This is a genomic window from Williamsia sp. R60, assembly GCF_054063855.1.
The window spans coordinates 331,546-346,451 of the sequence record NZ_JBSSGR010000003.1 but is presented as its reverse complement, the minus strand read 5'-3'; the positions used below and the strand labels follow the sequence as shown (position 1 = coordinate 346,451).

14 protein-coding genes are annotated in these 14,906 nt (G+C 61.9%); 6 read left to right on the top strand and 8 right to left on the bottom strand.

Annotated features, from left to right (window positions below; translation table 11 throughout):
* Positions 1–430: 430 nt before the first annotated feature.
* From ACVWY6_RS14985 to ACVWY6_RS14975, 3 genes are all read right to left on the bottom strand, one after another.
* Positions 431–709: a 4-hydroxyphenylacetate 3-hydroxylase C-terminal domain-containing protein gene (locus ACVWY6_RS14985; RefSeq protein ID WP_457539079.1), complete on the bottom strand. Its 279-nt coding sequence runs from the start codon at positions 707–709 to the stop codon at positions 431–433.
* Complete coding sequence (locus ACVWY6_RS14980; RefSeq protein ID WP_457539077.1) at positions 672–1,745, bottom strand: 4-hydroxyphenylacetate 3-hydroxylase N-terminal domain-containing protein; 1,074 nt, start codon at positions 1,743–1,745, stop codon at positions 672–674. Before ACVWY6_RS14980 ends, ACVWY6_RS14985 begins: the two co-directional genes overlap by 38 nt.
* 212 nt (positions 1,746–1,957) lie before the next feature.
* Positions 1,958–2,860 (bottom strand): acyl-CoA thioesterase, encoded by a 903-nt coding sequence (locus ACVWY6_RS14975; RefSeq protein WP_457539076.1) that lies wholly within the window; start codon positions 2,858–2,860, stop codon positions 1,958–1,960.
* A gap of 411 nt (positions 2,861–3,271) precedes the next feature.
* Between ACVWY6_RS14975 and ACVWY6_RS14970 the strand changes: the two genes are divergently transcribed.
* Positions 3,272–4,570 carry an FAS1-like dehydratase domain-containing protein gene (locus tag ACVWY6_RS14970; protein ID WP_457540161.1) on the top strand — a complete coding sequence of 433 codons (1,299 nt, stop codon included), beginning with the start codon at positions 3,272–3,274 and terminating at the stop codon, positions 4,568–4,570.
* A 91-nt stretch (positions 4,571–4,661) separates the two neighbouring features.
* Here the strand turns inward: ACVWY6_RS14970 and ACVWY6_RS14965 are convergent, their stop codons facing one another.
* The 4 genes from ACVWY6_RS14965 to ACVWY6_RS14950 form a co-directional block, all read right to left on the bottom strand.
* Complete coding sequence (locus tag ACVWY6_RS14965; protein WP_457539074.1) at positions 4,662–5,465, bottom strand: FadR/GntR family transcriptional regulator; 804 nt, start codon at positions 5,463–5,465, stop codon at positions 4,662–4,664.
* Between the two features lie 192 nt (positions 5,466–5,657).
* Positions 5,658–6,845, bottom strand: coding sequence for an acyl-CoA dehydrogenase family protein (locus tag ACVWY6_RS14960; RefSeq protein WP_457539072.1), 1,188 nt, complete (start codon positions 6,843–6,845; stop codon positions 5,658–5,660).
* A gap of 37 nt (positions 6,846–6,882) precedes the next feature.
* Entirely contained in the window at positions 6,883–7,695 is an 813-nt protein-coding gene (locus tag ACVWY6_RS14955) for an enoyl-CoA hydratase/isomerase family protein (RefSeq protein WP_457539070.1), read from the bottom strand.
* A gap of 60 nt (positions 7,696–7,755) precedes the next feature.
* Complete coding sequence (locus tag ACVWY6_RS14950) at positions 7,756–8,847, bottom strand: acyl-CoA dehydrogenase family protein (RefSeq protein ID WP_457539068.1); 1,092 nt, start codon at positions 8,845–8,847, stop codon at positions 7,756–7,758.
* A gap of 188 nt (positions 8,848–9,035) precedes the next feature.
* On the opposite strand from ACVWY6_RS14950, the gene ACVWY6_RS14945 reads away from it, so the two are divergent.
* From ACVWY6_RS14945 to ACVWY6_RS14925, 5 genes are all read left to right on the top strand, one after another.
* Positions 9,036–10,586 (top strand): class I adenylate-forming enzyme family protein, encoded by a 1,551-nt coding sequence (locus ACVWY6_RS14945; RefSeq protein WP_457539066.1) that lies wholly within the window; start codon positions 9,036–9,038, stop codon positions 10,584–10,586.
* 44 nt (positions 10,587–10,630) lie between these two features.
* Positions 10,631–11,779: an acyl-CoA dehydrogenase family protein gene (locus ACVWY6_RS14940; RefSeq protein ID WP_457539065.1), complete on the top strand. Its 1,149-nt coding sequence runs from the start codon at positions 10,631–10,633 to the stop codon at positions 11,777–11,779.
* A 42-nt stretch (positions 11,780–11,821) separates the two neighbouring features.
* Positions 11,822–12,967 (top strand): thiolase family protein, encoded by a 1,146-nt coding sequence (locus ACVWY6_RS14935; protein WP_457539064.1) that lies wholly within the window; start codon positions 11,822–11,824, stop codon positions 12,965–12,967.
* Positions 12,967–13,770 (top strand): crotonase/enoyl-CoA hydratase family protein, encoded by an 804-nt coding sequence (locus ACVWY6_RS14930; RefSeq protein WP_457539062.1) that lies wholly within the window; start codon positions 12,967–12,969, stop codon positions 13,768–13,770. The genes ACVWY6_RS14935 and ACVWY6_RS14930 overlap by 1 nt, the downstream gene beginning before the upstream one ends.
* 94 nt (positions 13,771–13,864) lie before the next feature.
* Complete coding sequence (locus ACVWY6_RS14925) at positions 13,865–14,677, top strand: enoyl-CoA hydratase-related protein (protein ID WP_457539061.1); 813 nt, start codon at positions 13,865–13,867, stop codon at positions 14,675–14,677.
* A 70-nt stretch (positions 14,678–14,747) separates the two neighbouring features.
* Here ACVWY6_RS14925 and ACVWY6_RS14920 read toward each other — a convergent pair whose 3' ends face one another.
* Positions 14,748–14,900 carry a DUF7156 family protein gene (locus ACVWY6_RS14920; RefSeq protein ID WP_457539060.1) on the bottom strand — a complete coding sequence of 51 codons (153 nt, stop codon included), beginning with the start codon at positions 14,898–14,900 and terminating at the stop codon, positions 14,748–14,750.
* Between the last annotated feature and the right edge of the window lie 6 nt (positions 14,901–14,906).

Below are 14,906 nucleotides of genomic sequence, written 5' to 3'. Positions count from 1 at the left end.
AGCCAGACGAGGCCTAGGACTGAGCCACCGCGGACGGGACGCTGTCGAACATCTGATGACCGGACCCATCTGCAACCCGCGCTAAGATTGCGGCTCAGAAGTCGGAGTCGCCCGGCAACCTGGCACGGCCTGAGGCCTCCCGGTTTGCTAAAGCTAATCTGCTCGGCGTGGGTTCGGTACACCGCGCTGAATACGATTACCAGATCAAGCGGTCCAGGTTCGGATCCCTATGGCCGCATGTTGACGCCCCACACCAGCTAGCGCCATCTGCCTAGATGATCAGCAGGCTTTGAACGGCCGAGGCACGGAGCAGGCGTGGCTCGGGCACGCAGGATGCCGTAAGGACGGAGCCACTCGCCAGTGTTGTGACACACAGGAGCTGCGTGTTGGGGTGGTGCGACAGGCGTAGATCGGGCCACTACCCCGAACTTCAGCAAATCAGTTCAGTGACGTCGTCCTTCGCCCGCTTGGGATCGTACGAGCGAGCGATCTGCATCTTTTCTGCCTCGATCGATCCTTCGGCGTGGGTTGCGAGCACTGACTGGTAGCCACCCCATTGACCGGCGCCGATATCTCCGATCAAGTTCATAATTCTCAGGCGCTGCTCAGCGGGAACCGCGGCGGCGAAATACTTCTCGATAGCCTTTCGGGTTTCGGGGTCGTTCCAGTCGTCACCGCCCGGACCGGTGACGACCAAACCGCCTGCCACATCGAGTACGGTGGCGACGGCCGCGTGGAATCCATACGCAAAATGGAACTTCGACCATGTTGACCGCCAGGGGGTCGGGGAGTTGGACACCATTGCCCCCACCTGCCGAGCGAATGGACGCCATTTCGGCAAAGCCGCGCACTGTTTCGGCATAGGTGACGAGCTCGGTGATCTTGGCCCGGACGTGGCCTGCCTTGGAGATGCCGTTTGCCTCAGCGATCAATGTTGCAGCGCCGACCAATATGTCGAGGAAGGGGAGCTTGTAGTTCACGGCGGTGAATCGGTGGTGATCGACAAAGGCCAGCGCCAGTGGGCCGGCCAGTGCGGGTTCGCGATTGAGGAACACTCGATCCTTGGGTACTCGAACGTCGTCGAAGACGGTGAGGCTCTCCAGCAGTTTGTGGCGTGAGGAGATGGGATGCTCGAAGCTGTTGCGTTCGCCGTGAAGATACGGCGATACGAACAGAGTGAGTCCAGGGGTGTCGATGGGGATCGCGAAGCTGACAGCGTAGTCCGCATCCGCTTCGCCCATCGCCCTGGTGGGCAACACTATGATCTCGTCGGCGTTCGCCGAGAATGATGTATGAACCTTGGCTCCGCGCACCGTGATCGAGTCAGAGTCTTCGTTGACGATGCGGAGGTAGTGGTCGGGATCGGGTTGTTGGTGTGGTGCCAGAGAGCGATCGCCTTTGACATCGGTTTGCGCCACGGCGAGCGCCACATCATTTGCGCAGCAATTCTCGTAGAAGGCCCGCGCATTTTCGAGCCCGGTGCCGCTCAGGGCACGAAGCAGGGCGAACAGAGCGTCGCTGCCGACCTCTTTGAGAACGATGGTGCCGGCGCCGAGCCGGGATACCTCTTCGATGAGTTTTGCCCGGGCCTCGATCTCGTCAGCGTCACGGGGGACTCGGTAAAACGCGGTGTAGGGACCGTCGGGACCGTCAGCGACAGCCAGATCTGGTCGCAGCAGGGATATTTCGTAAGCCAGGGCCGAGTGATTGATTTGCTGCGTCGAACTCTGCGAATGATGTGACATCGGGGACGGCTCCGCCCCGATAGATGACTCGTCGGTTGTCTTGTAGACCTTCTCGATATTGCTGGGCGGTACGGATGCTCATGCGGTGACTTTCTTTTCGTTCTTCGGGTGGGCAATCGAAAATGTCAGGGTCTACCTGCGTTGCAAAATGGTTCTTCTGGGGCCTCGCAACGTGCTTCGACACGGCGAAAAATCAGCGGTGATCCCCTGTCTCAACTCCGAAGTCTTAGTAGTCCCTCCTGGACCGTGCTGGCCATCAACGTTCCGTTTCGGTCATAGAGGTAACCGCGACAGAGCCCACGCCCATGACCCATCCACGATCCCTCTTGTTCGTAGAGGTGCCACTGGTCGATGCGGAACTGCTCGTGGAACCAGACCGTGTGGTTCAAGCTGGCGAGTTGGAGGCGTGGGTCCTCGATCGTGATCGTGTGTGGAGGCAACGCGGACGACAGGAGAAAGAGGTCGGACAGATACGCGAACGCCGATGCGTGGGTCACCGGATCGTCGCCGAGTGGCTCCGATGCTCGGATCCACGCCCGTTGGAGAGGTGGTCGAGACTCGCCGCGCGCGTTGGCGACCCTGGGATATTCCTCCGGAAATCGGAAGTCAACGGCCACATTGTTATGGAGCTGCGGCAACCACGCGGCCGTGACCAATTCGTCCTCGGTCAGACTGTCCTCCAATTCTGGCAAGTCCTCTGGTGGCCGAGCGGGTGCGCTGACCCGAAGCTGATGTGAAAGGCCGTTTTCCACCCGCTGGAACGAAACAGATGCAGTGAAGATCGGCACGCCTGACTGCGTTGCTTTGACACTTCGGGAGGTGAAGCTGCCGCCGTCGCGAAGCCGGTCGACTTCGTACCGGACTGGCAGCGCAGGGTCACCCGGATGCAGAAAACTGCCGTGCAATGAATGCACGGGACGATCTGGCGACACCGTTTGGGCGGCGGCCACCAGCGCTTGCCCCGCTGCTTGACCGCCATAGATCCGGGTTGCCTTCATGACCGAGTGACCCAGGGACACGTCGCGGTCGACGGGATCGAGGTCGAGGATTCGCCGCAGCGGCGGTCGGCGAGCTTGCGCCAACGACTGTCGTACAGCCTCGGGAGAGAGCGACATCTTAGGAATATAACCGAGTCATATATGTTTAGAAGGTGATGCCCCAGACCTCACCGTCAAAGGGTGAAGGGGTCAACGTCGATGAGTTCTGCCTATTGTGTTCGGAATGCGCTGCAAGGCAGCATAACCGAATCGCTGTTGTCCACGGGAATGAAGCGCCGCGCACCGGGGCCGAACGGCTGGTCCGTCGCTGCTTGCTCCACATCGACGTTCGAGGCGTCGACGGCGCGGCGGCGGACCAACCTCGCAGGTTACCGCTTTTACTTAGTAACCTTTGTTGGTACAGTCGCCCGATGCTGTGCTCACGTCAGTGGGCGCCCTGCGAGCGCACATCGCCGGCGGGTCTCCCTGGCAACCGGGCCGGCTGCCCCGGGTCTGATCAGGCCCACGATCACGGAGGTTCGATTCGACATGACGTCCCCACAAACAGACGAGCTACCGAGGGTGTCCGAAGAGGCAAAGATCTACACCTTCACAGAGTCTGATGTCCAGCGTGCCCATGACCTGGTCGGCGTGTATCACGCGATGACGCAACGGGAGCAATACACCCGTGCGACTCCCGACATCATGCGGAACTTTGCACGCAGCTATGGCGACGACAATCCGCTGTTCTGCCAAGAGGACTACGGTATGGACACCCGCTGGGGCGGACAGATCGCACCACCGATGATCAATATCGCACTGACACAGTCCCTTTTGGCTGATCCCGTTCCAAGAGAGCAGCGCAAGCCGTCGTTTCGCGGCATTCATGTGTTCGTTTCGGGTACCACCACCGACTGGTACCGGCCGGTCTACGACGGCGACACTCTCTATTCGTTCCAGGGGTTCGAGAGTGTTGAGGAGAAAGTGTCGGAGTTTGCCGGCAAATCACTCATCGTGACCCGGTCGCACGTGCAGATGAATCAGCGTGCCGAAATCGTTCAGGTACAGCGGGTGATCACCATCCACACCGAGCGCCATGAATCGAAGAAGCGCAAGAAGTACGATGCCATCAGTCCGGCAACGTACAGCGATGAAGACATCGCGAGGATCGACGAGATCTATGCAGCAGAGGTCCGCCGCGGCGGCGAGACACGCTACTGGGAAGACGTCAACGTCGGAGACAGCCTGGGCACGATGGCCAAAGGTCCGTTGACGACCACCGACATGGTCGTATTCCATTCAGGTGGTTACGGATTCGCCCCATACACACCTTCCACCGGGCGGCTGGCCTACCAGAATCGCCAGCGAATCACGGCCTTCTACATCCCGAACGAAAATGGGATCCCTGATGTGGCGCAGCGTATTCATTGGGACAGCGAGTATGCGCGATCCATCGGACTGCCGGCCGCATATGACTACGGCATGATGCGCGACTGCTGGATCAGTCACTACCTCACAGACTGGATGGGCGACGAGGGCTGGCTGGTGCAGCAGTCGAGCCAGATGCGGAAGTTCAACTATCAGGGCGATACCCATACGTTCACCGGCGAGGTAACCGGCAAGCGAGCCGAGGGAGACCGCTACCTTGTCGATGTCGCTCTGCGCGGTACCAGCCAGCGCGGCGAGGTAACCTGCCCTGCGACGGCGGTCATCTCATTGCCGAGCCGCGAGACCAGTCAAGCCGTGTTGCCTACGCCGCCCGAGGACCTGAGCCGGGTCGCCGTTCAAATGCTCAAACGGCACGGAGAGTTGCGTGCCCAGAAGCGCCGCGCGGAGGAGAGAGCCTGATCTTCGAAGTGTGGGTTCAGGGCCCGGCTGGGCAACCAGCCGGGTGCTCCTCTTCGAGGCAGAGGGCAACGCCTGCTTCGATCTCGATCGCTCAGTCCAAGATGTCCCGGACTTCTACGTGCTGACTGCCACGGAGCAGCGAGTCGCGGGAGATCACCATGTGGTTCTGCCAATGATTGAACGCTCCGTCGCCATCGCGCGCCCGGAGTAATTTGATCAACCGGCGGAGTGAACGGATCAGCAGCTTGTAACTGTCTTGGTACTCTGCGACATCGGCTGCGTGGGAATGCGCCTTCTTGGTGGTGGCCTCGGTCATGTGACGCTCGGTGATCTCGTCGAGCATGCCGGCGATCAAACCGAGCGTGGCGTTACCTGACAACTCGATCATCCTGAGATGGAACCTGGCAGCGCCTGCGCCGAGCGTGTCCGACGCGAAAGCGGCCGGAATGTCCTCATCGACAATTCTTTCGAGCTCGTCGAAGTCGTCCTCGCCGCCGCGTTCGGCAAGCAGTCGCGCCGCCGCAGGCTCAACGGCTTCCCGGGCGACGAACACGTCGGCCACCGTCGCATTGCGCAACTCGAGTAACAGCGAGGCTGGCCGCGCGACGATCTCCGGGCCGGGAACGCAGATGCGGGCGCCCGATCGGGATCCACGTCGCACCTCCACGAGACGTTCGGATTCGAGCACGCGAACTGCTTCTCGGAGAGTCGGACGGCTCACCGAGTAATGCTCCATCAGCTCCGCCTCGTGAGGGAGGTGGTCACCGTCTTTCAACTCGCCGTCGACAATCATCCGGCGTAGTCGTCGGGCGACCAATTCGGCGGTTTTCGGCGTCCGGATGGACCGTGTGGTGTTCCGAGAGTCGAAAACCGGGGCGAACGCCTCATCCGTCACAGCTGTACTCCTCTTGATCAGGTATCAACATGCCATCTGCCACCATGACCGGGCTCAGCGTGCCGTTCTCCGGATAGTTGACAGCATCGAATCACCAATCTACCAGTAGCTAGCCAACTAGGTTATAAACGATTGATATGTAGAGACTCCTAATCGCGCGTTTGCTAAGTCGGGGCGCCGCCGTGCGAGTTGTCAACGGGGTAGGGCGAGACCGCGCTCGGCGATGATGTTACGCATGATCTCAGAGCTGCCGCCCGCGATGGTGTAGGCACGCGCGTAGAGGAACTCGTCCTGCCAGCGTCCGTGTTCGACGACGTCCGGATCCGTCTCGGCGAGAATGGCCGCCTCTCCGAGCAGCTCCATCGCGAGCCTGGATATCTCAACCCCCAGCTCGCTGAACATCAGCTTGGCGACAGGCGCATCCTGGACCCGCTCGCGGCCGTGTGACCAGCGGCTGATGTTGGCGTATACCAGCGCCGACAAGGCATCAACAGAAGCGCTCAGGCGACCGAGCTCGTCGACAACGCGATCGTCGTCGATGAGGGGGCGTCCGCCTCGAATCGTTTTGCGTGCGAGCGTGATCAGGGCATCGACATTCTGACGTTGGATCACGGCGCTTGTTGCCACACCGCTCCGTTCATGGGCGAGACTGGAATTAGCGATCTTCCACCCCTCGCCGCTGTTGCCTATCATTGCATCGGCCGGCAACACCACATCGTCGAGGAAGACCTCGTTGAAGTCTGATGTACCGGTCATCTCACGTAGTGGGCGCACATCGACGCCGGGCAAAGTCATGTCGACGATGAAAGCGCTGATCCCCTTGTGCTTGGGTACATCCTGATCGGTGCGCGCCAAGAGGTACCCGAAGTCGGCCCAGTGTCCGTTGGTGGTCCAGACCTTCTGGCCATTGACCCGGAAGGTGCCATCATCCTGGACAACCGCGCGGGTGCGCAGCGAAGCGAGGTCGCTGCCGGAGCTGGGCTCGCTGAAGAGTTGGCACCAGATGGCGTCTCCCGTCCGAATCGGCGGCAGGTAGGTCGTACGTTGCTCCTGGGTTCCGAAGTCGATGAGCGCGTTGGCGACGAGACTTCCTGCACCGGTCACCTGGGGCGCCCTCGCCCTGGCGATCTCTTCATCCACGACGATGTCCCGCTCGGCGGAGTGGGCCTTGCCCATGCCCCCGAACTCCTCAGGCCACCCGGCCCCGGCATAACCGGCGGCGAACAAGGCGCCGGTCCACTTCTTGAACAGTGCCAGCTCTTCGCGATCCGCGGGGGTGCGCACCCCCGCTTTTGGGGTGATCGCTGGTGCGTTTTCGGCGACGAACGCACGGACCTCCGCACGAAACTGTTCGAGCTCGGCACTCATTCCGAAATCCACGTTGACTCCTCGGGCGTGTCAGAAGAATGGTTTGGGGCTAGCGCACTTCATAGTCGCGGGTGGCGACGGCGGATCGGTCGACCCGCGACGTGCCGACAGGATTGCCGATGGTGGTGTACGACATCGCAGTTGCCAGTGCTTGGTTGCGTCCAGTGTCCAGCGATTCCCAGATGGCCCGGATACTGCCCTGCACGGCGGCGGGCGGCTTCCTGGCGATGCGGCCGGCCAGATGTGACGCGCGGTCCCACAGCTGGTCACGTGTGACGATCTCGCTGACCAAGCCGATTTGCAGAGCTCGGTTCGCCGACATCCGTTCGTCGAGGCCGGTAAGGACCAGCCGAAGCACCTCACCGAGCGGCATCCGGCGGACGAGGCCGATCGGTTCGAGTGCCGCGACCATTCCATAGGAGACGTGTGGATCGAAGAACTGGGCATCATCGCTGCAGATGATGATGTCGGCCTCGTTGAGCCAGTAGAGCGCGCCGCCGGCAACGAGTCCGTGCGCCGCAACAACGACGGGTTTCCAGCAACCGTTTTGCTTCGGGGACAGGTCTTCGCCGGGGTCGCGTCGGCTGAACGGGTTGTCGGACAGAAAGGTTCCTTCCTGGACGTCGACGCCCGTGCTGAAGGCGCGGTTGCCTGCCGCGCGGATGACCACGGCGTGTACGTCGTCGGTCAGGGATGCGAAGTGCCACAGGGCTTTGAACTCAGCCCGCATGTCGTCGGTGAACGAGTTCAATCGGTCGGGCCGGTTGAGAGTGATGGTGAGAACGTTATCGTCGAGTTCGGCGATAACGGTGTTCAGGCTGCCAAGATCCAGGTCGGCCGAGAACAGATCAATCTGTTTCATCGTTCCTCCGTGTGAGGTGAGTTCTTCTGCCATATGGAAGAAGTATCCGGTTGGACCCGTTCATCGATCCGACTGCACGAGTCGGTCCATGATCAGGCGGCGGCGGTGGTAGGCGGCAGAGCCGTCCAGCGCCTCATCGACTTCTATGCGGCGCAAGAACAGGTGGAGGTCGTGCTCCCATGTGAATCCGATGCCGCCGTGTACCTGCAACGCGAGCTGCGCCGCCTGGCTTGCAGCTGTACCCACGTGTGCTGCAGCGGCGGACACCGCTCTACGTCGAGTCACTGGATCGGACCCGTCCAGCGCGACCGCAGCTGCCCACGTCGCCGCGCGTGATGACTCGACTGCGACGGCCATGTTGGCGCAATGATGTTTGACGGCCTGGAAACTACCGATGGCCTGTCCGAATTGTGTTCGTGCAACCGCGTATTCGACGGTTTCATTCAGCAAGCGGTCAGCAGCGCCGAGAGCGTCGACAACGCGATAGAGCGCCATGGCGTCGATCAACTTCTCGCCCGCTGCACGGTCGATCACGGACCAGTGGTCTTCAGCCAGTTCGATGTTCAACTCAACGGTCGTCCAATCGCGCGTCAGATCGAGTGTGCCCAGCGGATGTACGGTGACGCCCGGTGCGTCTCTCGGTACGATCCCCGCCACGAGTCGTCCGTCGTCGAGGTCGGCGAGGGCAAGAAAGCCGGTGGCTGCCGACCGCCCTGGGCCAGGCGCCGAGGTGCCACTGAGGTGCAGGATTTGACCGGTCACCGAGGCAAGGAGGAAGGATCCCTCGGGTGATGCGACCACTGGTGTGAAGAACTCATCACCTTCGACGAGCTTGTCGGCGATTGCGGCGCCGACCGCCCCGATTCGGGACGCGAAAGCCGCTGTCAGGGCCAGTTCGGCGAGAGGGGCCGAGCTTGCGGCGCGGCCGTGTTCCTCGACCAGGACGAGCAGGTCTACATGGGTGCCCCCGACGTCCTCGCCGAGCAGTCCGATGAAGCCGGACTCGACCAGATGTTGAAGTGCGCCCCGGTCGACAGACGCCGGCTCCGCGTCGATCCGGGGACGTCGAACAGTGATCGGATCGTTCTTTGCCAGCCAACTGCGCTCGTTGGCGGCCAGATCGGTCTGTTCGGGAGTGAGCGCGAAGTCCATGTGATCCTTCCGGGTCAAATTGGCTGCCACGTAAGCCGCGACGGTATGAATGTTGACCTAGTTAACCATGTCATCTACCTTGCAACTGGAGAGTACCCGGGTGTTGTCGCGGCGCGGAAGGCTTCTTCAGAACCTCTTCGTACCGGCGACCTGCCGCGTGAAGCGCTGCACTGCATTGGGAAGGGCGTATGACCACAATCAGAGAGGCACTGGACGGGCTATGGGATGCTCGCGACCAGGCGCTGATGATTCAGCAAGACGATCGTTGGACCGCCTGGGGCGATGTGCGCGCACTCGCCGAGGCCATCGATGCTGAATTAGCCCGCATCGGGTGTGGCGAGAACAGCCGGATCGGTGTGGTGCTCGGAAATCGGCCCGAGTCGATCGCAGCCATCATCTCGCTTCTGCGGGCCGGCCGAACGTTGATAACGCTGAATCCCATGCAACCGATTGCAAGGCTGTCCTCCGATCTGCACGGTGCCGCGCCCGACTGCGTGTTGGCCGGCGAGATGTTCTGGTCCGAGAATGAGTTCAGGCAAGCGGTGATCGATTGCAAAGCAGCAGGATTGGCGGTAGACGGCCTCGACGTCGCCGAGACCGTTGTCGGCAAGCATCATTCTCTCGGGCAGCTTCCGGTGGAACCGGTCGGTATCGAGATGTTCACCTCTGGGACGACGGGCCCGCCGAAGCGCATTCCTCTCACTTGGCGTCAATTGGAATCTGCCCTCAGTGCGGTGCATGGCCACACCGGTAAGGGTGGTAAGCCCGAACGCGAGATGTTCACAGGCCGGGTGGCTTTGGTCACTTTGCCGATTGTGCACATCGGTGGGCTCTGGGGTGTTCTTCAGAATCTCGCAGAAGCTCGGCCTTTTGTGATGCTCGAGCGGTTCACAATCGACGGCTGGGTCAAGGCTGTTCGCGAACACAAACCCAGGGTCGCAGGCCTCCCCCCGGCTGCCATGCGTTCCATTTTGCAGGCCGACATCGATCCCGGGGATCTGTCGAGTCTGTCTGCGATCACGGCCGGTACCACCGTCGTCGATCCCGATCTTGCCGACGAGTTCACGCGGCGATTCGGTTGCGCAATCCTGGACATGTACGGCGCCACCGAGTTCTCCGGGGCCATTGCCGGATGGACCATGCCGTTGCATCGGGAGTGGTGGATGCGCAAACGCGGCAGTGTGGGCAAGGCGTTTCCCGGCGTCGAGCTGCGCGTGGTGTCCGAGGACGGAATCGTGCTCGGAGACAATGAGTCCGGTCGCCTCGAGGTCCGCTCGGGACAAACCGGCTCCGGAGGCCTCAACTGGATTCGGACCAGTGACCTTGCACATCTGGACAGCGATGGGTTCCTGTACATCGACGGCCGGGCCGACGACGCCATCGTCCGGGGCGGCTTCAAGGTCCATCCAGAATTGGTGGCCAATGCGCTGCGAGCGCACGACGCCGTGCTCGATGCGACCGTGTACGGCCGCGACCATGAGCGGCTCGGACAGGTTCCGGTTGCGGTGGTTCAACTGATCGACGAGCAGTCCACGTTCGACGAGGAGCAGCTGAAGACATTCTGTCGGCAGCAGCTCACACCGTACGAGATACCCACACGGATCTTCGTTCTGCCGGAGTTGCCTCGCAACGTGTCGCTGAAGGTCGATCGCCGACGGCTCCTCGAACAGGTCGCCGAACTGGAGCAACTCGAACGTGCCCACGATGACGGATTGCCAATCAGCATTCAGCTGGGCTGACCAGAAAACAAGAGCACCGCATACCGGTGCGGAATCGAGATGACATGCAACGAGAGATATTCGAGTCCGAGCACGACCAGTTCCGGGAGAGCGTTCGCGAGTTTCTGGCCCGTTACGCCGTTCCCAACCTGGAGCGCTGGTCGAAAGAAGGCATCGTCGAGCGGAGCATCTACACCGACGCCGCGAAGTTCGGCCTGATCGGGTTTTCTGTTCCCGAGGAGTTCGGTGGCGCCGGCGTCGCCGATGACTTTCGGTACAACGCGATCGTGGCGGAGGAGCTGGCTCGGATGGACTCTGACCCACCGGCTTTCACGCTACAGAACGATGTTATCGCCCCGTACCTGTTGGAGCTGACCAACGACGAGCAGAAGGCCCGCTGGCTGCCGAGGTTCGCTGCCGGTGAGCTGATCGTCGCCGTCGCGATGACCGAGCCCGGGACCGGAAGTGACTTGCAGGGCATCAAGACCAGCGCACACCAGCAAGGCGATGAGTGGGTGATCAACGGCGCCAAGACATTCATCTCATCCGGGATCCACGCGGATCTGGTGGTGGTGGTGGCACGCACCGACCCGAACGCCAAGGGCAGCGCCGCGTTCACATTGTTCGCCGTCGAACGGGACACGCCGGGTTTCACGCGGGGTCGCAACCTCGACAAGCTCGGCCTGCATTCGCAGGACACCGCTGAGCTGAACTTCGAAGACGTGCGGGTGCCTGCAGAGAACGTCATCGGGCAGGTCGGCAAGGGCTTCGTCCACCTCATGCACAACCTGCCGATGGAGAGGCTGTCCATTGCGGTCTCTGCCGTTGCGTCATGCCGCGCCGTGCTCGACTACACACTCGCTTATGTGAAGGACCGCAAGGCATTCGGAACACCCATCGGCTCGTTCCAGGCCAACCGTTTCACCCTGGCCGAACTCGAGACCGAGGTCGACATCGCGCAGACCTTCATCGATCGTTGCATCATGCTTCTCAACGAGAAGCGTCTCGACGTGACGGACGCGGCGAAAGCCAAGTGGTGGACCACCGAACTGCAGCAGAAGCTCATCTACCAGTGCCAGCAGATGCACGGCGGCTATGGGTTCATGACCGAGTACCCGGTGGCCCGGGCCTACGCCGATGCGCGCATCCAGACCATTTACGGAGGGTCCACCCAAATCATGAAAGAGATCATTGGCCGCTCGCTAGGACTGTAGCCAGCCGATTACCAAAGAGACGAACCAAGCAGAAGGAGTCGAATGACCAACGCAGTGATCGTGGGAGCTGTCCGTACGCCTGTGGGAAAACGTAATGGTGGGCTCTCGGGAATCCACCCGGCTGATCTGTCGGCCATGGTCCTCAACGAACTCGTCACCCGGGCCGGTGTATCGGCCGACGTCGTCGACGACGTCATCTGGGGTTGTGTCGGACAGGTCGGTGAACAGGGCTTCGACATCGCACGGACCGCAGTGCTATCGGCCGGGTGGCCGGAGACCGTTCCGGGTGTCACCGTTGACCGCCAGTGTGGATCGTCCCAACAGTCGCTGAACTTCGCTGTCGCGAGCGTCATCGCCGGTCACTACGACGTGGTGGTCGCGGGCGGTGTGGAGTCGATGTCACGGATCACGATGGGGATGTCGGGCTCGATCGGTGGAAGCCCGAACGGCCCGAAGTTCAAGGAGCGTTACGGCGTCGACCCCAATCAGGGCATCGGTGCGGAGATGATGGCGGAGAAGTGGGCGCTGAGCCGTACGGACGTGGACACGTTCGCGGCACGGTCCCACGAGCGGGCCGCTGCGGCTCAGGACGCCGGTATCTTCGATGACCAGATCGTCGGCGTGTCCAATGCCGTTGGCATTGTCGGCATGGACGAGGGCGTCCGTCGGGGAACAACCGTCGAGAAGCTTGCGAGCCTCAAGACCGTGTTCAAGGAAGACGGCGTCATCCACGCCGGCAACGCATCTCAGATCTCCGACGGTGCGGCCGCACTTCTCGTCATGAGCGAGGACGCTGCCAACAAGTTGGGTGTGACACCGATTGCCCGTATTCATACCGCCACCGTGGTCGGTGCGGACCCCGTGATGATGCTGGCCGCGCCGATCCCGGCGACCGAGAAGGCTCTGCACAAGTCCGGTCTCAAGCTCACCGACATCGGTGCCTTCGAGGTCAACGAGGCGTTTGCGCCGGTGCCGCTCGCATGGCAGAAGGAGATCGGTGTTGCCGACGACGTCCTCAACCCCAACGGTGGCGCCATCGCGCTCGGCCACCCGCTCGGCGGATCGGGTGCGCGGATCCTGACCGACCTCGTTCACCACATGCGTCGCAACGACATCCGGTATGGCCTGCAGACGATGTGTGAAGGCGGCGGACAAGCAAACGCGACGATTCTCGAGCTGGTCAAGTGATGGCGGCCCCGACCACTACCGAGCCGGGCGCCGTCACCGAACGCTGCGGCAACGTTCTCCTCATCACCATCAACCGTCCGCAGGCCCGCAATGCGGTGAATGCGTCGGTCAGTATCGCCGTCGGCGGTGCGTTGGAGGAGGCAGAGAACGACCCTGAGATCCGGGTCATCGTCCTGACAGGTGCTGGGGACAAGTCGTTCTGTGCTGGAGCTGACCTCAAGGCGATCTCACGCGGAGAGGGGCTATACGCCCCTGGGAACGAGCAGTGGGGTTTTGCAGGCTTCGTGAACCACTACGTCTCCAAGCCGACCATTGCGGCGGTCAACGGGACCGCCCTCGGAGGTGGTACCGAATTGGCTCTGGCTGCTGATCTGATCGTCGCGGCGAAAAGCGCGTCTTTCGGTCTTCCGGAAGTCAAACGTGGCTTGATCGCCGGTGCCGGCGGCGTGTTCCGTCTCCCGGCGCAGATTCCCCAGCGCCTGGCCATGGAGATGATGCTGACGGGCGATCCGATCTCTGCGGCGACGGCCAAGGAGTACCGCCTCATCAACGACGTGGTGCCCGATGTCGAGCTGCTCGATGCCGCACTGGCTCTGGCCGAACGGATTTCGGTGAACGCACCGTTGTCGGTACAGGCCAGCAAGCGCGTCGCACTCGGTGTAGAGAACGGTGAAATCGTGGCAGAGAAGTCGAAATGGGCTCTGTCCGAGGCGGAATGGCAGAAGTTGATGGGCTCCGAGGACGCCAAGGAAGGTCCGCTGGCGTTCGCCGATAAGCGAGCCCCGGTTTGGAAATCGCGATAGCTCCCCGGAAGAGGTGGGTTCTGGCTGCCCCAACCAGGGGAATGCGCGCCGAAACCCACCACAACCGGGCCTACAGCTCTTGGAGGATGAAGACATGAGTGAACAAGTCAAGGCCGGCAGTCCACTGTTGGTGGAGCTGCACGGACACGTCTCGGTGATGACCCTCAACCGCCCCGACCGGCGCAATGCCATCAACAGGGCGATGCGTCGCGCGCTCAAGAGCGAACTGTGGAAGGCCGACGCCGACCCTGACGTGCGGGTCATCGTCATCACCGGCGCCGGGACGGCGTTCTCGTCAGGTGTCGATCTGCCCGAAGCGCTGTCAGGTCCCGCGCCGAGAACCGAGGGCACCACACCGACCCAGGTGCTCCGCGCAGTGACCAAGCCTGTGATCGCCGCAGTGAACGGGCCCTGCTACACAGGTGCTTTCGAGTTCGCGACCAATTGTTCGTTCATCATTGCCTCCGACCGGGCGGTCTTCTCGGACACCCACGCCAAGATCGGGTTGCTCAACGGGTGGGGTGGCAGCGCAATGCTGCCGCGCATGGTAGGGCTGCCCGCCACCATTCAGATCATCCTGTCGGGCGACCCGGTCGATTCGGCCACGGCCTTGCGCGTAGGCCTGGCAAACGAGGTGGTCGAACACGATGATCTCATGAAGCGAACGCTTGAGATCGCCGCCTCCATTGCCGAGAGCCATCCGGGCGCCGTGCAGCGGATGCTTCGACTGCTCAAGGAAGGCGCCGGCACCTCGACCGCGCATGCGTTGGGGCTCGAAGCCGAGGCGGTTGCGTCGTTCAAGTCCGACAACAGTGACGTCGGTGCACGCTACGGCAAGCGACGGTCGGCGAATGCGGCAAATGAAACCGAGGATTCAGCGGGCCACCCGGCGAAGAACAAAGTCTGACGGCGCCCGGCCTGATGTCGCTGTCGGGTCGAACCCGATGTCGGCGCCCTTTCGACTGCAACACCGTGTATCAAAGGGTGATCACAATTCCCTGGGTGAGGGCGACGGTAATGCCCAGGATCACCAGGAATGCGATGCACCCTGCGGTGATCCGAATGGTTTCCGAACGTAACCCTTCGCCGCTCTGTGGCGGAAGGAAGAACTCATCGGGCAAGTTTGTCACCTAGAA

What these genes read in the sequence shown, in the direction of transcription:
- ACVWY6_RS14980 (WP_457539077.1), bottom strand. Translation starts at nt 1,745, where the DNA reads ATGTCACATCATTCGCAGAGTTCGACGCAGCAAATCAATCACTCGGCC.
- ACVWY6_RS14955 (WP_457539070.1), bottom strand. Translation starts at nt 7,695, where the DNA reads ATGAAACAGATTGATCTGTTCTCGGCCGACCTGGATCTTGGCAGCCTG.
- ACVWY6_RS14950 (WP_457539068.1), bottom strand. Translation starts at nt 8,847, where the DNA reads ATGGACTTCGCGCTCACTCCCGAACAGACCGATCTGGCCGCCAACGAG.
- ACVWY6_RS14940 (WP_457539065.1), top strand. Translation starts at nt 10,631, where the DNA reads ATGCAACGAGAGATATTCGAGTCCGAGCACGACCAGTTCCGGGAGAGC.
- ACVWY6_RS14930 (WP_457539062.1), top strand. Translation starts at nt 12,967, where the DNA reads ATGGCGGCCCCGACCACTACCGAGCCGGGCGCCGTCACCGAACGCTGC.
- ACVWY6_RS14945 (WP_457539066.1), top strand. Translation starts at nt 9,036, where the DNA reads ATGACCACAATCAGAGAGGCACTGGACGGGCTATGGGATGCTCGCGAC.
- ACVWY6_RS14970 (WP_457540161.1), top strand. Translation starts at nt 3,272, where the DNA reads ATGACGTCCCCACAAACAGACGAGCTACCGAGGGTGTCCGAAGAGGCA.
- ACVWY6_RS14935 (WP_457539064.1), top strand. Translation starts at nt 11,822, where the DNA reads ATGACCAACGCAGTGATCGTGGGAGCTGTCCGTACGCCTGTGGGAAAA.
- ACVWY6_RS14925 (WP_457539061.1), top strand. Translation starts at nt 13,865, where the DNA reads ATGAGTGAACAAGTCAAGGCCGGCAGTCCACTGTTGGTGGAGCTGCAC.
- ACVWY6_RS14975 (WP_457539076.1), bottom strand. Translation starts at nt 2,860, where the DNA reads ATGTCGCTCTCTCCCGAGGCTGTACGACAGTCGTTGGCGCAAGCTCGC.